Source organism: Vagococcus fluvialis bH819, from assembly GCF_900163795.1.
Classification (GTDB): domain Bacteria; phylum Bacillota; class Bacilli; order Lactobacillales; family Vagococcaceae; genus Vagococcus; species Vagococcus fluvialis_A.
The window spans coordinates 176,239-193,696 of record NZ_FWFD01000003.1 but is presented as its reverse complement, the minus strand read 5'-3'; the positions used below and the strand labels follow the sequence as shown (position 1 = coordinate 193,696).

Sequence of the window (17,458 nt, the reverse complement as noted above, 5' to 3'; positions counted from 1 at the left end):
AATTGTTTTGTCATTTTTAATGTAAAGGGGGAATTGAGATGATTTCATTTAAAAATGTGGAGAAGTATTATGGTTCTTTCCACGCCTTAAAAGATGTTAATCTAACAATTGAAAAGGGTGAAGTAGTCGTCGCTATTGGTCCATCAGGGTCGGGGAAAAGTACGATGCTACGCTGTATTAATGCTCTAGAAGAAATTACGACAGGCGAACTATTTGTGGATGGTGTGGATATTCATGATAAAAAAACTAATTTAACTGAAGTAAGAAAAAATTTAGGAATGGTCTTCCAACATTTTAATTTATATCCCAATATGACAGTCTTAGAAAATGTCACTATTGCACCCATAAAAGTTTTAAAAGAAGATAAAGAAGCAGCCGTCAAAAAAGCAGAAAGATTGCTAGAAAAAGTTGGAATGTTACATAAAAAAGATGAGTATCCAACACAACTATCAGGTGGACAACAGCAACGTATCGCCATTGCTAGAAGTTTAGCTATGGAACCAGATGTAATGCTTTTTGATGAGCCAACATCAGCACTAGATCCAGAAATGGTTGGAGAAGTACTTGATGTAATGAAATCATTGGCGAAAGAATCAGGAATGACGATGATTGTAGTGACACATGAAATGGGATTTGCTAGAGAAGTAGCTGACAGAGTTATTTTTATGGCAGATGGCAAAATTTTAGAAGATAGAGAATCAGAGGCTTTCTTTGATAATCCAAAAGATGAACGAGCGAAGCAATTCTTAAGTAAAATTATTAATCACTAGGAGGCGAGTTAATGAAACGACAATTAAATAAATTAGCCTTTCTTTTTTTATTTGGCGGTCTTTTTTTCGTTTTAGTGGGATGTAAAAGTGAAAACGGTGCTAAGACAGATACATTAGAAAAAACACAATCAAATGAAAAAATAGTTTGGGGAGTTAAGTACGATACGAAGTTATTTGGCATGATGAATATTGAAGAAAGAAAAGTGGAAGGTTTTGATATTGATATTGCCTCTGCAGTAACTAAGCGCGTTCTTGGTGAAAAAGGACAAGCTGAATTTGTTGAAGTAACCTCAAAAACAAGAATTCCATTACTTAAAAATGGCAATATTGATGCGATTATCGCAACAATGACGATCAGTGAAGAACGAAAAAAACAAGTTGATTTCTCAGATATTTATTTTGATGCCGGTCAATCATTACTAGTTAAAAAAGAGAGTGACATAAAAAGTGTGACTGATTTAAATAAAGAAAAAACAGTACTAGCTGTTAAAGGCTCAACCTCAGCTGAAAATATAAGAAAGCATGCGCCAGAAGCAAGAGTACTCGAACTTGAAAATTATGCGGAAGCATTTACTGCTCTTCAATCGGGTCAAGGCGATGCGATGACCACAGATAATTCAATTTTACTCGGAATGTCAGCAGAGAATCCTGATTATGTTTTAGCAGGTGAAAAGTTTACAGATGAACCTTATGGAATTGCTTTAAATAAAGAACAAGAGATGTTTAAAAAAGCGATTAATAAAGCATTAAAAGAGATGAAGGAAGACGGCGAATATGCTGAAATTTATCAAAAATGGTTTAAAGAAGAAGCCAAGTAGTTAGGAGGAAAAAAAGATGCTAAGTATCTGGCAGACATATCAAGGAGATATTTTATCAGGTTTAAAAGTGACGCTATTGGCAAGTTTAACAGCATTAGTATTTAGTTTAATTATTGGGACAGTAATGGCAATTTTACAAGTGTCAAAAAACAAATGGGTTAAAAGACTAGGAGATAGTTATGTTAACTTATTCAGAAATTTACCATTGTTAATTGTGGTGATGTTTTTCTTTGTTGTAATGCCGCTTTATGGCTTTAAATTAGATGGCGTTACTGCAGGAACAATCGGACTAACACTTTATACATCTGCGTTTATCGCAGATACAGTGAGAGCTGGTATTGAAGGTGTGCCTAAAGGCCAAATGGAAGCAGGTATCGCTTCTGGATTAAATTACCGTCAAGTGATGGTTTATATTGTCTTACCACAGGCATTTAAAATTGTGATTCCACCATTAGGGAATCAATTCATCAATCTCGTGAAGAATTCATCTATCTTAGCTATGGTAACAGGTGCAGATTTAATGTACCAAGGAGATTTAGTAGCAAGCACCACTTTTAATACGATTGGAACTTATACATTAATTGGGCTGATATATTTATTATTAACATTGCCATTGTCTTATTTTATGAAATATTTAGAAATCAAATTAGCGAGTAATTAAGGAAGGGAGTTGATTGGATGGATTTCTTACAAGCTTTTACATGGACAAATTTACGTTTTATTTTAGACGGTTTTTTAGTTACTCTAGAAGTGGCAATCGTGGCCATTATTTTGAGTTTTATCATCGGTTCATTATTAGGTATTGTACGCTATTTGAAAATTCCTGTGGTATCAGTGTTTTTTGGAGTGATTGTTGATATTATCCGAAATTTACCGTTACTCTTAATAATTTTCTTTACGTATTTTGCCTTGCCACAAATTGGAATTCAATTTAATATTTTTTGGTCAGCGGTTATTGCTTTAACTATTTTTGAATCAGCAATGCTTTCTGAAATTATTCGTGGAGGCTTACTTGCTGTACCGAAAGGGCAATTGGAAGCAGGAATGTCGACAGGTCTAACAAGAATCCAGACTATCTTTTATATTGTATTACCACAAGGGTTAAAGTTAATGGTGCCACCTTTAGTGAGTCAATTTGTTTCACTAATTCGTGATACGTCATTAGCGGTTATAATCTCATTACCAGAATTAACTCATAATACAAAAATAATTTATGCACAGTACCCAAATACTGTACTACCAATGTTCTTTATCATGGCAGCCTGTTACTTTGTGGTCTGTTACTCATTATCTAAATTTTCAAAAAGATTTGAATTAACTTACGGGAAATAAAGGGTGATGAAAAAGGCGTTTAATTTCAAGCAACCTGCAGAATCACAACAATTATAAAAATAAGTGGAAGGATGGCTTAATTGTCACCCTTCTTTTTTTATTCATGTTATAATAAAGAAAATTTTGAGTGATAGGTAAGAGGGGAGAAAATTGATGAAAACTAAAGATAAAGTTTTAGCTTTTTTAGAGAAAAATAAAGGGACTTATATTTCTGGTACAAAAATTGCAGAAGCAATTGAAGTTTCAAGAAATTCAGTTTGGAAAGCGATTAAACAGTTAGAATTAGACGGTTTTGAGATTGATGCCATAACCAATAAAGGATACTGCTTATCAGAGAATAGTGATCAGCTTTCAGCTATTGGTATTATTGAAAATATATCAATCCCTGAGTTGAACAATCAAATTATTTTTTATGATGTGATTGATTCAACCAATAAAAGGGCGAAAGAATTAGCAGCAGAAGGAGCAATACATGGCACATTAGTTGTAGCAAATGAGCAAACAGATGGCAAGGGTCGATATGGACGTTCTTTTGAATCACCTAAGAACACAGGGGTTTATATGAGTTTAATCATAAGACCTCAAGAACTAACTTACAATGAACCGACCACCGTTACAGCATATGCTGCCGTAGTTGTTTCTAATGTTATCGAAGAATTAACTGGGAAAAAAATCGGTATTAAATGGGTCAATGATCTATTTTATAATGAAAAAAAAATATGTGGTATTTTAACGGAAGCGGTCACAGATTTTGAAAGTGGTCAAATTGAATGGATCGTTTTGGGAATTGGTTTAAATATTTCAACAAGTGACACTGTTTTTTCAGAAGAAGTGAAACAAAAAGCAGGCTCTATTTTTAAAGAAAACGAAATATCGATCAATCGTAATAAATTAGTCGCTACTTTACTAGAAGAATTACTAACAGCTCATAAAGAATTATCTATTACTGATTTAATGGCTAGATATAAAGAAAAATCGATTGTCTTAAATAAAAATGTCATGATTCAACAAGGTCAAGAAAGTTATAAGGTTAAAGTAATCGATATTGATGATCAAGGGCAATTAATAATAGAAACTCAATCTGGAAATAGAAAAAAGTTTAGTTCAGGTGAAATAAGAATCATACTAGATTAATTGTCAACTTGTTATATTTTTAAGTTGACAATACACTGCTTTCTTTTTATAATAATAAAAAGAGAGGGGCAATCAATTTATATGAACACTTTTAAAACCGCACAAATTAGTCGTATTGGACTATTCACAGCATTAACAATTGTCATGTCTCAAATCAGTATTCCTATGCCATATGGCGTGCCAATGACGATGCAGACATTTATCATTCCTTTAGTGGCATTATTATTAGGAAAAAAAGAAGGGACATTAGTATCTATCATCTACATTATTTTAGGCATGATTGGTTTACCTGTATTTGCAGGATTTACTGGAGGTTTAGGCATTGTTTTAGGCCCGACTGGTGGCTTTATATTGTCGTTTCCATTATTAGCCATTTGTGCAGGCATTGCTTCACAAAAAAAGAATAAATCTAGCGTTTTTTTATGGTTATTAACAGGTTCCCTACTTAATTTTTTGGTCGGAATGTTATATTTTTCGTTAATGACATCCAACTCTTTATGGGTTGCATTCACGGCATGTGTCTTACCTTTTATCCCAACCACATTAATAAAAATTGGCTTTATCATGTTGGTGGGAAAAAAATTACAAAACTTAATGTTAAAAAAATTGCCTAATTAAATAAAATTGAGAAGATTAAGCATAGAAAAGTATGCATAATCTTTTTTTATTGACAAAAAATACTATTGACGATATTATAGATTACAAATATCTGTGATTGAAGGTGAATAAATTGAAATATTCTAAAGCAACTGATTATGCACTGCATACAATGCTTTTTTTAAGTCAATCGAGACGTGGAGAAACCGTTAGTGTAATTGATTTAGCTGAAAAGCAAAATATTTCACCAACTTATCTTTCTAAGATATTAACCAAACTATCTAAAGAAGGATTAGTTAAAGCGACTTCTGGTGTTAAAGGAGGTTACAGAATATCTTCAAACTGGCAAGATATCTCTTTTTTAGATATTGTACACGCAATTGAGGGTAGACAGTCTTTGTTTGAGTGTTATGTTCATGAGGATCCTAATTGTAGTATAAAAAAAGTGATGTTTGAAGCTGAAACCAAAATGGAAGAAGTTTTAAAGAACCAAACGTTGGGTACTTTACTGAATAATTAGTAAAGTACTTCATTATTTCTTTAATCACGGATATTAAATATCTTTAATAGGAGCGTTGGTATGAATATATTTATTTTTTTAATTTTAGGCTTAATAGCGGGAGCTTGTTTCCCAGTTCAAGCAACCATCAATTCTAGATTAGGAAGTTACACTAAAAATCCTCTGACAGCTTCTTTAATTGCTTTTTCAGTGGGAAGTATTGTTTTATTTTTATTAGTTATTTTGTTTAATTTTAAGTCATTTTTTAATATTGATACATCTGTGTCACCATTAGTATTTCTAGGAGGTCCGATTGCAGGTGTGATTTATAATGTTGCTAATATTATTCTGTTTTCTAAAATAGGCGCTATGATCACGACTATGGTTACGATAACTGGACAAATGGTTACTGGGATGTTGATTGATCACTTCGGGTTATTAGGTATGCCTGTATCAGCGATAACTGGAAGTCGTTTACTTGGAATTGGCATGATGTTGATTGCTATTTTTTTGTTTCAGAAAAGTAAAAATCAATCAAATTTAGAAGAGGTAATTTCTAAAAAATGGCTATTTTTAGGTGTTCTAGCAGGCGCTTTTCCCCCACTCCAAGCAGCTTTTAATGGACAATTAAGAGTGGCTACTCATTCTGTGTTACTTTCAACATTTTTATCTTTTTTTATTGGAGCTATCATATTAGTTTTATTACTCTTAATAATTGAAAAAAAAATAACAATTCCCAAAATTGATTCAGAGGGAAATAATTTACCGTGGTGGTTTTATATAGGCGGGTTGTTTGGAATTATTATTGTCGGAGGAAATATTCTAGTAATCCATACGCTAGGATCTATTCTTACAACGATTATTTTTATATTAGGACAACTGGTTATGGCGACCCTAATTGATCACTTAGGAATTTTTGGATTGAAAAAAAGAAGCGTAATGCCGATGCAATATATGTCTATTTTAATGATTGTTATTGCTTTATTTTTAGTGTAAAAGTAAAAAATGCTAGACAAAATTTAAAATAATTTTGTCTAGCATTTTTTTGTTATAGTTATTGATTAAAGACTTTTTTTAGGACTTTTCTTGGACCAAGATCTTGAGTTTCTCGGTAATTATCTTTATGAATTGTCGTTATTTTTCTAAGTTGTTCTTTAGAAAGAGTCATGGCTTCAATCAGAACATACCATTCTACATTTTCAGTCAATGGCGGTGTTGTTAAAGAGCCTAAATAGTGATAATAATCCAAATTTTTAGGGACTAAATCTAAAAGATTAATATGATTATCGAAATCAGATTCATCCAAATGATTTAAGATATTATCAATAGTTGGATTTTCTGTTCCAATTTCAAAATGGATTGCGATGACAGCCATTTTACCACTTTCAGACTGATGAACTAAATGGAGTTCTAAAGGAAAGTCTTTTCCATCAATTGTATGCTCTCCCTTAGCGTGAAAATGAAATTGTTGAAATTCGAAATTTCGATTATTGATAGAAGCTACACCGTTTAAATAACCTTGGACACAATAACCTGTATTCACAATAGCATTCATTTTTTTTCTGTAACGTAAGATGATATCACCGTCATCATTCATAGGTTGAGTATCATTGTTGACAATATCTATTGGAGATTGGTATTGATGAGAGGGGCAAACCCATTCTTCTTTTTTTTCATAATCCCAATCAACCGCATTAAATTTAATTTTTTTCATACTTTTGAACTCCTTAATAAATAATAAGTTGTGACAATTTTACCTAAAAAAAATGAAATGTACAAATATAAAGTGTTAAATTAACTAAAAAAAAGTACTTGACTTCTTCTTTTGATTACGGTAAATTATTAATCAATACAGAAACACATTCCAGTGAAGAGGAAAGTACAAATAATAAGTTGCGTAGAGAGATCTTGGTTGGTGAAAAAGATTGGACAAATTATTTAGAAAATGGCCTTGGAGGAAAATCGTCGATAAGTAGGCGGTTGACGGGTTGCTCACCGATATCAAGAGCACTAATAACTCTAGCATGGATTAGAGCGTTAGTTTGAGGGAAACGTAAAGTTTCTAAAAAAAGGTGGTACCGCGAAGAATATTCGCCCTTTTATTAGCTTAGGCTAGTAAAGGGGCTTTTTTTATATCCAAAAAGCATTGATTAAGTAAGTAAACTAAATAATTCATTTAAAGAGAGCTTCGATTGGTGAAAAGAAGCAATGAAGAGTTAGTTGAAAATGGCTTAAGAGCATTTTATTCGAGTCGTAAGTGATAAGAATAAAACGGCAGCGTCCGTTATCACGCTAGAGTATGATAGTACTTGAAGAGTAGTTACATGTGAGTGTAGCTAAAAATGAGGTGGTAACGCGTTAAAAACGTCCTCAAAAGCATTGTTTAGGCAGTGTTTTTGAGGGCGTTTTTTATTTATATAAAAGGAGTGGGAAAATGATTAGATTAGAAAATATAGACGTAACCTTTAAGCAAGAAAAAAAAGAAATACAAGCAGTTAGAGAGGTTTCTCTAAGTGTGGAAAAAGGAGAAATATATGGCATTGTAGGCTATTCAGGTGCTGGGAAAAGCACTTTAGTAAGAGTGATTAATTTATTACAACGTCCAACTCGTGGAGAAGTTAAAGTAAGAGGCACCTCTTTAACTAAATTAAGCAACAAAGAATTACGAGAAGAACGAAAAAAAACCGGAATGATCTTCCAACATTTTAATTTGATGAATCAACGCACTATTTATGACAATGTTGATTTTTCATTAAAGTATTCAAAATTATCAAAACTTGATCGCCGAAAAAAAGTGTTAGATTTACTAAAATTAGTTGGTTTAGAGGATAAGATAGAATCTTACCCTAATCAATTATCAGGAGGACAAAAGCAACGTGTAGCGATTGCTAGAGCATTGGTGAACGATCCTGAAATTTTATTGTGTGATGAAGCCACAAGCGCATTAGACCCCAAAACAACTAGTCAAATTTTAGATTTATTACAAGAGCTTAATGAAAAATTAAACTTAACAATTGTTTTAATTACTCATGAGATGCAAGTTGTTAAAAATATTTGTCATAGAGTTGCAGTAATGGAAAATGGAGAAGTCATTGAAGAGAAAACAACAATTGATCTGTTTAGCCATCCGGAAAAACAATTGACTCAAGATTTTATAAAAACAGCGACTCACGTAGATCAGGCTTTAGAAACAATTTTAACTCATCCAGTTTTATCTAGTTTAGCACCTGATGAAGAGTTAGTAGAATTTTCTTATGTAGGAAATCAGACAGCAGAACCGTTGATTGCAGATTTATACAGTAAGTTCCAAGTTAAAACAAATATTCTCTATGGCAATATTGAAATTATCCAAGAGACACCAATTGGTCACTTAATTGTCAATTTAAAAGGAAACAGTACACAAAGAAGTAGGGCTTTGAGTTATCTAGAAAAACAACAAGTTAAAGTTAAGACAATCAAAAAAACTAATGAAAAACAACTTATTTCTTTAGTAGAAGGAGGCTTTTAATGAAAGAGAACATTCAACGGTTACTACCTAATGCCTCAAAGATACCAAATGAATTTTTAGAAGCCACGGTCCAAACTATTTACATGGTTTTTTGGACAACGCTGATTGCTGGTATTTTAGGAATACTACTTGGTTTATTATTAATTATCATCGGTCCAAATGGCTTTCTTAAAAATAAGTGGCTTTATAATACATTAGATAAAATCATCAATACGGTGAGATCGATTCCTTTTATCATTTTACTTACTTTACTAGGTGTTGTGACACGTTTTATCGTTGGAACAACTATCGGAGAAACGGCAGCCTTAGTTCCGTTAATCATAGGTGTAGTTCCTTTCTATGCGCGTCAAATCGAAAATACTCTTTTAGAAGTTGATCCAGGTGTCATCGAAGCCGCAGAATCTATGGGAACTTCACCAGTAGGTATTTTATTTAGAGTTTATTTAATAGAAGGTTTACCTGGAATTGTTCGAGTGTCTGCTGTAACTGTCATTAATGTGATTGGATTTACAGCGATGGCTGGAGCAGTTGGAGCTGGAGGGTTAGGAAACTTAGCAGTGACAAGAGGTTACAACAGATTTCAAACAGATATTACAGTAGTCGCTACATTATTAATTTTAATTTTAGTTTTTACAAGTCAATGGGCAAGTAATAAAATAATAAAAAAAATAAGCCATTAAAAAGGGGATAAATATCATGAAAAAAATATTAAAAGCAAGTTTAATCTTATTAGCAATTACAGTAGTTGCAGCAGGATGCTCTAAGGGAGATGCTAAAGCTAAAGGAAGCAAGAACGAACAAAAAATAGTTAAATTAGGTGTAATTGGTGCTGACACAGATGTTTGGGATGACGTTCAAAGTCGTTTGAAAGATGAAGGAATCAAGTTAGAGTATGTTAAGTTTAGTGATTACAATCAACCTAATGGAGCTTTGGCAGATGGATCAATTGATTTAAATGCATTTCAGCATCAGTTTTTCTTGGATAATTATAACAAAGAACATAAAACAGATTTAGTTTCTATTGGTAATACAGTGAATGCTCCGATGGGAATTTATTCTGAAAAAATAAAAGATCTTAAAAAACTTAAAGAAGGATCAGAAATCTCTATACCAAATGATGTAACGAATGGTGGTCGAGCATTATTATTACTACAGACAGCTGATTTAATAAAAGTCGATCCAAGTAAAGGTCAAGCACCTACTGTTTCAGATATCACAGAAAATAAAAAGAAATTTAAAATTACAGAATTAGATGCTGCTCAAACAGCAAGAGCACTGCAAGATGTGGATATTTCAGTGATTAATAGTGGAGTGGCTGTTGATTCTGGTTTCAATCCCCATAAAGATGCCATCTTCGAAGAACCTGTTGATGAAAAATCAAAACCTTATGTGAATATTATTGTTGCTAGAAAAGAAGATGAAAATAATAAAGTATATCAAAAAATAGTAGATGCTTATCAGACAGAAGACACAAAGAAAGTTATTGAGAAAACATCTAAAGAAACTAGCTTTCCTGCATGGGAAACATTTGGAAGAAAATAAATTAATATCTATACCAATTGTAAATAAAAGTTTATTTTTTCACTGAAATATTACAATTGTGTTACAAAATGTGCTAGTATATATGTATAAGCTAAGTACCACATATAGAAGAAAGGGTGAACAAAAATGAAAAAGTTTAGATTAGCTGTTGTTGCTCTGTATCTCTTATCTTTTGTCTCTCCAGTCGTCTCTCTAGCTGCTACAGCCCCTAAAAAGGTCAATACTAACACAGTAAAAAAAGAAGTAAAATCTTCCTTTTCTGTCAAGAATAGCCAAATGATAGTAGGTGACAAATGGTCTACTGAGTTTAACTTTGTATCAGCAACAGATGATGCAGGTAATAAATTAACTTGGAAGGACATCGGTAAAGATGTTAAAACAAAAGGGATTGTTGATACGACTAAAGTTGGTAAATATCCTGTCACTTACACATGGAATAAAATCACCCAAATAGCAACAATTGAAGTGATTGAAAAGCCAAAACCTAAAGTTTCCTTAAAAGAATTAAAAGTTAAAAATGTGACGCTCACTCAAGGACAAGCATATGATGTGTCACAATCATTTGAATCAGCAGTATTAACAGATGGAAATGTACTCGGATATAAAGATGTCGCTGAATTAATTAAAGTTGATAATTTAGTTAATACCAATCAACCAGGGAAATACAACGTAACTTTCACCAGTGGTACATTAAAAGCTATTTCTGAAGTCACTATTGTTGCTAAAAAGATAGAACCTATTGAATTAAAGCTAGTTAACAGCAAGCTAAAAGTAGGGGATAAATGGTCACCAGATGTTAATTTTCAAAGTATTATCTTATCAGATGGGACCGTCTTAAGTTGGAATCAAGTGGCTAAAGATTTAATTGTTACTGGTAGTGTTGATACAAGTAAAATTGGTAACTATAACATAACTTATCAGTATGGAAATTTAAAACAAACGGTTACAGTGACAGTCGAAGCCAAAGAAGTGATTACTGTTCAGGAAATAAAAGTAAAAAATACAACACTAGAAGCTAATTCTGAGTGGGAAGCAAAAGATAATTTTGATTATATTTTGCTATCGAATGGTAAAAAACAAACATGGGAAGAAGTTGGACTGAACGTTTTTGTTACTGGCAAAGTTGACACAACGAAGCCTGGTACGTACGAAGTAGTCTATACGTATGGTGAAAAGACAGCTACAGCAACGGTAAATGTTAAAGCTCAAGAAGTTATTAAAGTTCAAGAAATTTCAGTTAAAGATACAACGATTGATCTAAATGCTAAATGGGAAGCCAAAGATAACTTTAACTACGTACTAATGTCAGATGGAACCAAGCGAGAATTTAAAGACGTTTCAAAAGACTTAAAAGTTAAAGGTCAAGTTGATACTAAAAAATCTGGAACTTACCCAATTGTTTATACTTATGAAGATAAAACAGCTACAGCAACGGTAAATGTTAAAGCTCAAGAAGTTATTAAAGTTCAAGAAATTTCAGTTAAAGATACAACGCTTGATCTAAATACTAAATGGGGAGCAAAAGATAACTTTAACTACGTACTAATGTCAGACGGAACTAAGCGAGAATTTAAAGACGTTGAAAAGAAATTAAAAGTAACAGGAGACGTCAATACTAAAAAAGCTGGTACATATAAAGTGGTTTACATTTATGAAGATAAATCAGCCACAGCAACGGTAAATGTTAAAGCTCAAGAAATAGTAAAAGTTCAAGAAATTTCAGTTAAAGATACGAACTTACCGCGTGGAACTAAGTGGGAAGCAAAAGATAACTTCAATCATGTGTTGATGTCAGATGGTACAAAACGTCTATGGAAAGATGTTGAAAAAAATATTAAGGTGACGGGGAAAGTTAACAATCAGCAAGCCGGAACTTACAAAGTAACATATAAATATGAAGACAAAGAAGCAACAGCCAAAGTCACTGTTAAGGACATGGAAGTTATTAAAGTTCAAAATATTACGTTGAAAAATACAACTGTTAATTATGGTAGCAAATGGGAAGCCAAAGATAACTTTGTAAGTGCTCGTTTAACGAATGGTGTGGATCAAAGTTGGAAAGATGTGGCTAAAAATATTAAAGTTAAAGGATCAGTGGATACTCAAAAACCTGGTACTTATAAGGTAGTTTATACACTAGCTGACAAATCTGAAACAGCAACCATTACTGTAAAAGAGAAAACTAAAGCAGTAGTTAAACCAACAACAAAGACAACGAAAAAGACGTATCCTGTAACGACTAGAAAAACATTGCCTCAAACAGGAACGAAGGAAAATCTAAAACTCTTCGTAGGCGGTATTTCTTTAGTCATTGGGGTAGGAGCTCTTCTTCTTCTAAAACTAAGAAAAGAAGAACTGTAAGAGAGATAGAAAAAGAGCTACAGTAGAACTTTTGAAAAGTCTGCTGTAGCTCTTTTTTTATTTTTGAAGTAGGGTAGACTTTATAGTACATCTGCTGCTCCGATTAATTCAGAATGAGTTACTGTATTTGTTTTGTTTAGTGTCATCAAAGGTGCTTTATCAACGTTTGTTAAAGCAACAATAATGTCAGTTTGTTTACCAGCACTTGTAACAGCTTCTAGGTCCATTGTAGCGATTAACGTATTCATTGTGACACTATCACCTTCAGCAACCTTAACCTCAAAAGGTTTACCATCAAGTTCAACTGTATCTAATCCCATATGAATCAAAACTTCAATCCCTAGATTAGAAGTGATACCGATTGCATGCTTTGTATTGAAAATATTAGTTACTTTACCTTCAACAGGTGAGTAAACGTTAGTATCTGTTGGTTTAATAGCAAAACCGTCACCCATCATTTTTTGTGAAAATACTGGGTCTGGCACTTCTGTAATTGAAATACAAGTTCCGTTTACAGGAGCGTAAAAACTTTCAGTTCCAATTTCTACAGTTCCTGAGTTAACAGTGGGTTCTTCTGTCAACGTAGGCGCATCGACCACTCCACCGACAGGATCTAATTTGTTTAAAATACCACGTTGTCTAAAGAAGATAGTAAGGACAAATGGAACCACGATAACAATTAGCATTCCAATGGCAAAGTGAAGTTGAGAACCAGCTTGGATTGAAATGATACCAGGTAATCCACCAATACCAACACCCATTGCTTTAACGTTCATCACTGTGATATAACATCCAGCAATACCAGAACCGATCATTGCAGCAACGAATGGGTATAAGTATTTTAAGTTAATCCCAAACATGGCAGGTTCAGTAACGCCTAAGTAAGCGGAAATAGTAGAAGGAATTGAAACTTGTTCTTCTTTTTTGTTTCCTCTGTGCAAGTAAACCACCGCAAGTACAGCAGAACCTTGAGCGATATTTGATAAAGCAACCATTGGCCAAAGTGTTGTATATTTCAAATCAGCAATCATTTGTAAATCAATGGTTAGCATTAAATGATGTAAACCAGTGATAACTAATGGAGCATAGAATGTTCCATAGATAATTCCAAATAACCATGCAAAACTTGAGTCAATAGCCATAGAAACCACGTTAGTAATTTGGCTACCAATTGCCCAACCAATTGGACCTAAGATAACATGAGCTGCTAAAACTGTAGGCACTAGTGATAGGAATGGTACAAAAATCATTGATATTGATTGAGGTACATATTTTCTAAAGAAAATTTCGAGATAAGCTAGCATAAAACCAGCTAACATAGCCGGAATAACTTGTGCTTGATAGCCAATCATTTGAACTTGTGCAAAACCAAAGTCCCAAACTGGAATATCAGCAGCTGCAGTGGAAGCTACACCATAAGCGTTTAGAAGTTGTGGAGAAACTAAAGTAATCCCTAGCACAATTCCTAAAATTTGAGTGGTTCCCATTTTTTTAGCGATACTCCAAGTAATACCAACAGGTAAGAAATGGAAGATAGCTTCACCAATTAACCATAAGAAGCCATGAACACCTGCCCAAAATTGTGAATGCTCAATAATCGTTTGACCACCAAAAGCACTAATTGGAACACCATCCATTAAATTTCTAAAACCAAGAATCAAACCACCAATAATAATTGCAGGAATAATAGGGGCGAATACTTCTGCTAGGACAGAAACTATCCGTTGAATCACGTTTAGATTTTGTTTAGCTGCTTCTTTTCCAGCGTCCTTTGAAACACCTGAAATACCAGAAACTGCTGAAAAATCATTGAAGAAAACAGGTACATCGTTTCCAATAATAACTTGGAATTGTCCAGCATTGGTGAACATCCCTTTGACGACTGGGATGTCATCGATTTTGTCTTCATCTGCTTTACTCGGATCGTTTAAAACAAAGCGCATACGAGTGGCACAATGACTGACTGCGGCAATATTTTCTTTACCACCAATAAATTCAAGTAAATCTTGAGCTTCCTTTTGATACTTTCCCATGTTTGTCACTCCTTTTTTATTAACTTGTCTATCCAAGTTGTTTTTACAAATTAATCATAACTATTTTTCTGATTTTTTGCAAGCGTTTTTATATAAAAAAGTTTTTTTATTGATGAAAACCTTTATTTTATAAGGTTTTATAAAAAGTGTTATTTTATAAAACAAATTTTAAATTGTAAAATCGCCATTTATTTGCTATTATAAATTCATAAATGTATATACAAGTATAAGGGGTGTGTTTATGGACGTGTTAAAAATTTATGAGCAAAAATCAGATGCTATAAGTGACACAAAAGAAATAGTGATTTCTATTGACCAATTAACAACAGAAGAAGAATTAAAAGAAGTTAAGCAAATCATTTATAAGAAAAAAATAAAAGGTGCTGTCTTTTTCAATGTCTCTTTAAAGGAAAAAGAATTAACTGAGGTGCTTTACAAATTAACCGAAAATTTAAATATACCAGTCGTTTTAAATGATGAAACTAAAGATTTGAAAAAACAGATTCAAAATAAACGAGAATCATATCCTTTTGAATTAACTTATTTTGACTATCCAAAAGGAAAACAAGAGTATTCAATCGAATCTTTATTAACGGTTGGAAATGGTTATCTTGGCTTAAGAGGAACTAGTCCTGAGATGTTAATTTCAGATAGTAATTATCCTGGAACATATGTGGCAAGTGTTTATAATACTGCTGAATCACTGGTGGACAATACAACAATTGAAAATGAAGATTTTGTAAATCTTCCTAATGGTCAAAAAATGTATTTAATTATTGATGGTGAAGTAATTACGATCGAAGATAATGATTTAAATTCAATTAAACGCACACTAAATTTAAAAACAGGTGAGCTAACAATTAATAGTGAGATAATGCTAAAAAATGGGGCGCTACTTTCTATTTGCGTAAATAAGATGGCAAGTATGTCACAAAGAAATTATTATGGTATTCAGTATTCCTTTAAATTAGATAGGTTAGTTAGTGACATTCAATTTGTTTCAGAATTAGATGGGGATGTTAATAATTATAATGTGGAACGCTACCGTAAGTTAACGAATCACCATTTAACAGTCATAGATAAAAAAGTAGAGGGTGCTAAAGCGTCTCTTTTAGTTAGAACCAATCAATCTAATATTGAAGTGTACCAAGAAAGTCGTTTATTAAGCCAAGACATTAATTTAAATAAACTAGATAATCAAATATTAGATAAAAAAATAAAACAACAAGTTACGATAACTGCTGAAGCAGATAAATGGTTGACTGTTGAAAAAATCGTTTTTATGACCAAAAATCAAACCGAAGATAAAGCTTTAAATGAGTTTCCCAAATATACTAATTTACTTTTGGAATCAGAAAAAGAATGGGAAAAATTGTGGGAAGAAGCGGCCATTAAAGTTACTGGTGATTTGATGTCGCAAAAAATGCTAAACCTTCATACTTATCATATGTTAAGTTCAGCTTCGCCAAATGGTAATAAAGACTTAGATGCTTCTATTACAGCTAGAGGATTACATGGTGAAGCTTATCGTGGTCATATTTTTTGGGATGAATTATTCATGCTACCCTTTTATATCATTCATTTTCCGGAAACAGCGAAACAATTATTAATGTATCGTTATGACCGTTTAGAGATGGCAAAACAATTAGCGAAAGAAGAGGGCCATTTAGGAGCAATGTACCCGTGGCAATCAGGATTAGATGGAAGAGAGCAATCACAAAAATTACATCTTAATCCGTTAAGCGGAGAATGGAAAGAAGACCATAGTCGCAGACAACGCCATGTTTCATTAGCGATTGCCTATAATGTGTGGTCATACTATCAATACACGAAAGATCAGGATTTTTTAAATAATTATGGTACAGAAATGTTAACAGAAATAACTAAATTTTGGTTATCATTGACAACCTATGATGAAAAGAAAGATCGCTATTCAATCAAAGGTGTTATGGGTCCGGATGAATTTCATGAAGCATATTCTGGCAGCAAAGAAGGTGGATTAGATAATAATGCCTATACTAACTTGATGGTAACTTGGTTACTAGGTATCATGCCGATAGTAAAAAAAGAGAGTCTTACAGCTGTGAATCTTGATTTTGAAACAATTAATAATATTCAAAAAAAATTAAAACTAGATATTAATGAAGCTGGAGTTATTGCTCAATTTGAAGGTTATTTCAATTTGAAAGAAATTGACTGGGATTATTATCAAAATAAATACGGAAATGTTTACAGAATGGATCGTATTTTGAATGCTGAAGGAAAATCGCCAGATGATTACAAGGTGGCTAAACAAGCGGATAGTTTGATGATTTTCTATAATTTTCCAAAAGAGAAAGTGACTGAATTATTGACGACTCTAAACTATCATTTACCAGAAGACTATGTAGAAAAGAACCTATTGTATTATTTAAATCGGACATCCCATGGCTCAACGTTATCTAGAGTAGTTCATTCCCAGTTAGCTGAAATGGTAGATGATCGTGAATTAGCGTGGAAACTCTATCAAGAGGCTCTTTATTCAGATTATCGAGATATTCAGGGTGGAACAACAGCTGAAGGAATTCATACTGGCGTCATGGCTTCAACGTTGCATATCACATTATCTGCATTTGCTGGTCTTGATATACGAGGAGATTTGATTAAATTAAATCCGCATTTACCAGAACAATGGTCAGAGTTAAGTTTTACCTTTAGTAAACAATTAATTCATTTTAAAGTTACTGTAACTAAAAACACAATAGTTATTTATGTGAATAAAGACTGTTCAGTTATGATTGGTTCCGAATGTGTGTCTTTAAAAGCAAAGGAAAATAATGTGATTAACTATTAATTTCTTTTTTTCAGATTGCATATCAAGAAGC

15 protein-coding genes and 2 other annotated features are annotated in these 17,458 nt (G+C 32.8%); of the genes, 13 read left to right on the top strand and 2 right to left on the bottom strand.

Annotation, left to right across the window (positions count from 1 at the left end; translation table 11 throughout):
- Positions 1-32 precede the first annotated feature (32 nt).
- The 8 genes from FM121_RS01250 (at position 33) to FM121_RS01215 (ending at position 6,146) form a co-directional block, all read left to right on the top strand.
- Positions 33-770 (top strand): amino acid ABC transporter ATP-binding protein, encoded by a 738-nt coding sequence (locus FM121_RS01250; RefSeq protein ID WP_296746313.1) that lies wholly within the window; start codon positions 33-35, stop codon positions 768-770.
- Positions 771-781: 11 nt separating this feature from the next.
- Positions 782-1,588 (top strand): transporter substrate-binding domain-containing protein, encoded by an 807-nt coding sequence (locus FM121_RS01245; protein ID WP_086950340.1) that lies wholly within the window; start codon positions 782-784, stop codon positions 1,586-1,588.
- 16 nt (positions 1,589-1,604) lie between these two features.
- Positions 1,605-2,249 carry an amino acid ABC transporter permease gene (locus FM121_RS01240; RefSeq protein ID WP_086950339.1) on the top strand — a complete coding sequence of 215 codons (645 nt, stop codon included), beginning with the start codon at positions 1,605-1,607 and terminating at the stop codon, positions 2,247-2,249.
- Positions 2,250-2,266: 17 nt separating this feature from the next.
- Complete coding sequence (locus tag FM121_RS01235; protein ID WP_086950338.1) at positions 2,267-2,920, top strand: amino acid ABC transporter permease; 654 nt, start codon at positions 2,267-2,269, stop codon at positions 2,918-2,920.
- A 153-nt stretch (positions 2,921-3,073) separates the two neighbouring features.
- Positions 3,074-4,054 carry a biotin--[acetyl-CoA-carboxylase] ligase gene (locus FM121_RS01230; RefSeq protein WP_086950337.1) on the top strand — a complete coding sequence of 327 codons (981 nt, stop codon included), beginning with the start codon at positions 3,074-3,076 and terminating at the stop codon, positions 4,052-4,054.
- An 81-nt stretch (positions 4,055-4,135) separates the two neighbouring features.
- Positions 4,136-4,672: a biotin transporter BioY gene (locus FM121_RS01225; protein ID WP_086950336.1), complete on the top strand. Its 537-nt coding sequence runs from the start codon at positions 4,136-4,138 to the stop codon at positions 4,670-4,672.
- A gap of 112 nt (positions 4,673-4,784) precedes the next feature.
- A complete protein-coding gene (locus tag FM121_RS01220) occupies positions 4,785-5,171 on the top strand; it encodes an Rrf2 family transcriptional regulator (protein WP_086950335.1) in 387 nt (128 codons plus the stop codon).
- A gap of 60 nt (positions 5,172-5,231) precedes the next feature.
- The gene (locus FM121_RS01215; RefSeq protein ID WP_086950334.1) at positions 5,232-6,146 is read left to right on the top strand and encodes a DMT family transporter; all 915 of its coding nucleotides are present in this window, start codon (positions 5,232-5,234) and stop codon (positions 6,144-6,146) included.
- 58 nt (positions 6,147-6,204) lie between these two features.
- Here the strand turns inward: FM121_RS01215 and FM121_RS01210 are convergent, their stop codons facing one another.
- Entirely contained in the window at positions 6,205-6,864 is a 660-nt protein-coding gene (locus tag FM121_RS01210; RefSeq protein WP_086950333.1) for a carbonic anhydrase family protein, read from the bottom strand.
- Between the two features lie 144 nt (positions 6,865-7,008).
- Positions 7,009-7,252, top strand: a binding site (T-box leader).
- A 35-nt stretch (positions 7,253-7,287) separates the two neighbouring features.
- Positions 7,288-7,525, top strand: a binding site (T-box leader).
- Between the two features lie 59 nt (positions 7,526-7,584).
- On the opposite strand from FM121_RS01210, the gene FM121_RS01205 reads away from it, so the two are divergent.
- The 4 genes from FM121_RS01205 to FM121_RS01190 all read left to right on the top strand — a co-directional run bounded on the left by FM121_RS01205 (position 7,585) and on the right by FM121_RS01190 (position 12,561).
- On the top strand, positions 7,585-8,658 hold the full coding sequence (locus tag FM121_RS01205) for a methionine ABC transporter ATP-binding protein (protein ID WP_086950332.1): 1,074 nt from the start codon (positions 7,585-7,587) through the stop codon (positions 8,656-8,658).
- Positions 8,658-9,338, top strand: coding sequence for a methionine ABC transporter permease (locus FM121_RS01200; protein WP_086950331.1), 681 nt, complete (start codon positions 8,658-8,660; stop codon positions 9,336-9,338). Before FM121_RS01205 ends, FM121_RS01200 begins: the two co-directional genes overlap by 1 nt.
- 16 nt (positions 9,339-9,354) lie before the next feature.
- On the top strand, positions 9,355-10,200 hold the full coding sequence (locus tag FM121_RS01195) for a MetQ/NlpA family ABC transporter substrate-binding protein (protein WP_086950330.1): 846 nt from the start codon (positions 9,355-9,357) through the stop codon (positions 10,198-10,200).
- Between the two features lie 126 nt (positions 10,201-10,326).
- The gene (locus tag FM121_RS01190) at positions 10,327-12,561 is read left to right on the top strand and encodes a bacterial Ig-like domain-containing protein (RefSeq protein WP_086950329.1); all 2,235 of its coding nucleotides are present in this window, start codon (positions 10,327-10,329) and stop codon (positions 12,559-12,561) included.
- A gap of 80 nt (positions 12,562-12,641) precedes the next feature.
- Here the strand turns inward: FM121_RS01190 and treP are convergent, their stop codons facing one another.
- Positions 12,642-14,594 (bottom strand): PTS system trehalose-specific EIIBC component, encoded by a 1,953-nt coding sequence (gene treP / locus FM121_RS01185; protein ID WP_086950328.1) that lies wholly within the window; start codon positions 14,592-14,594, stop codon positions 12,642-12,644.
- A gap of 241 nt (positions 14,595-14,835) precedes the next feature.
- Between treP and FM121_RS01180 the strand changes: the two genes are divergently transcribed.
- Positions 14,836-17,427: a glycoside hydrolase family 65 protein gene (locus tag FM121_RS01180; RefSeq protein WP_086950327.1), complete on the top strand. Its 2,592-nt coding sequence runs from the start codon at positions 14,836-14,838 to the stop codon at positions 17,425-17,427.
- The last annotated feature ends 31 nt before the right edge of the window (positions 17,428-17,458 follow it).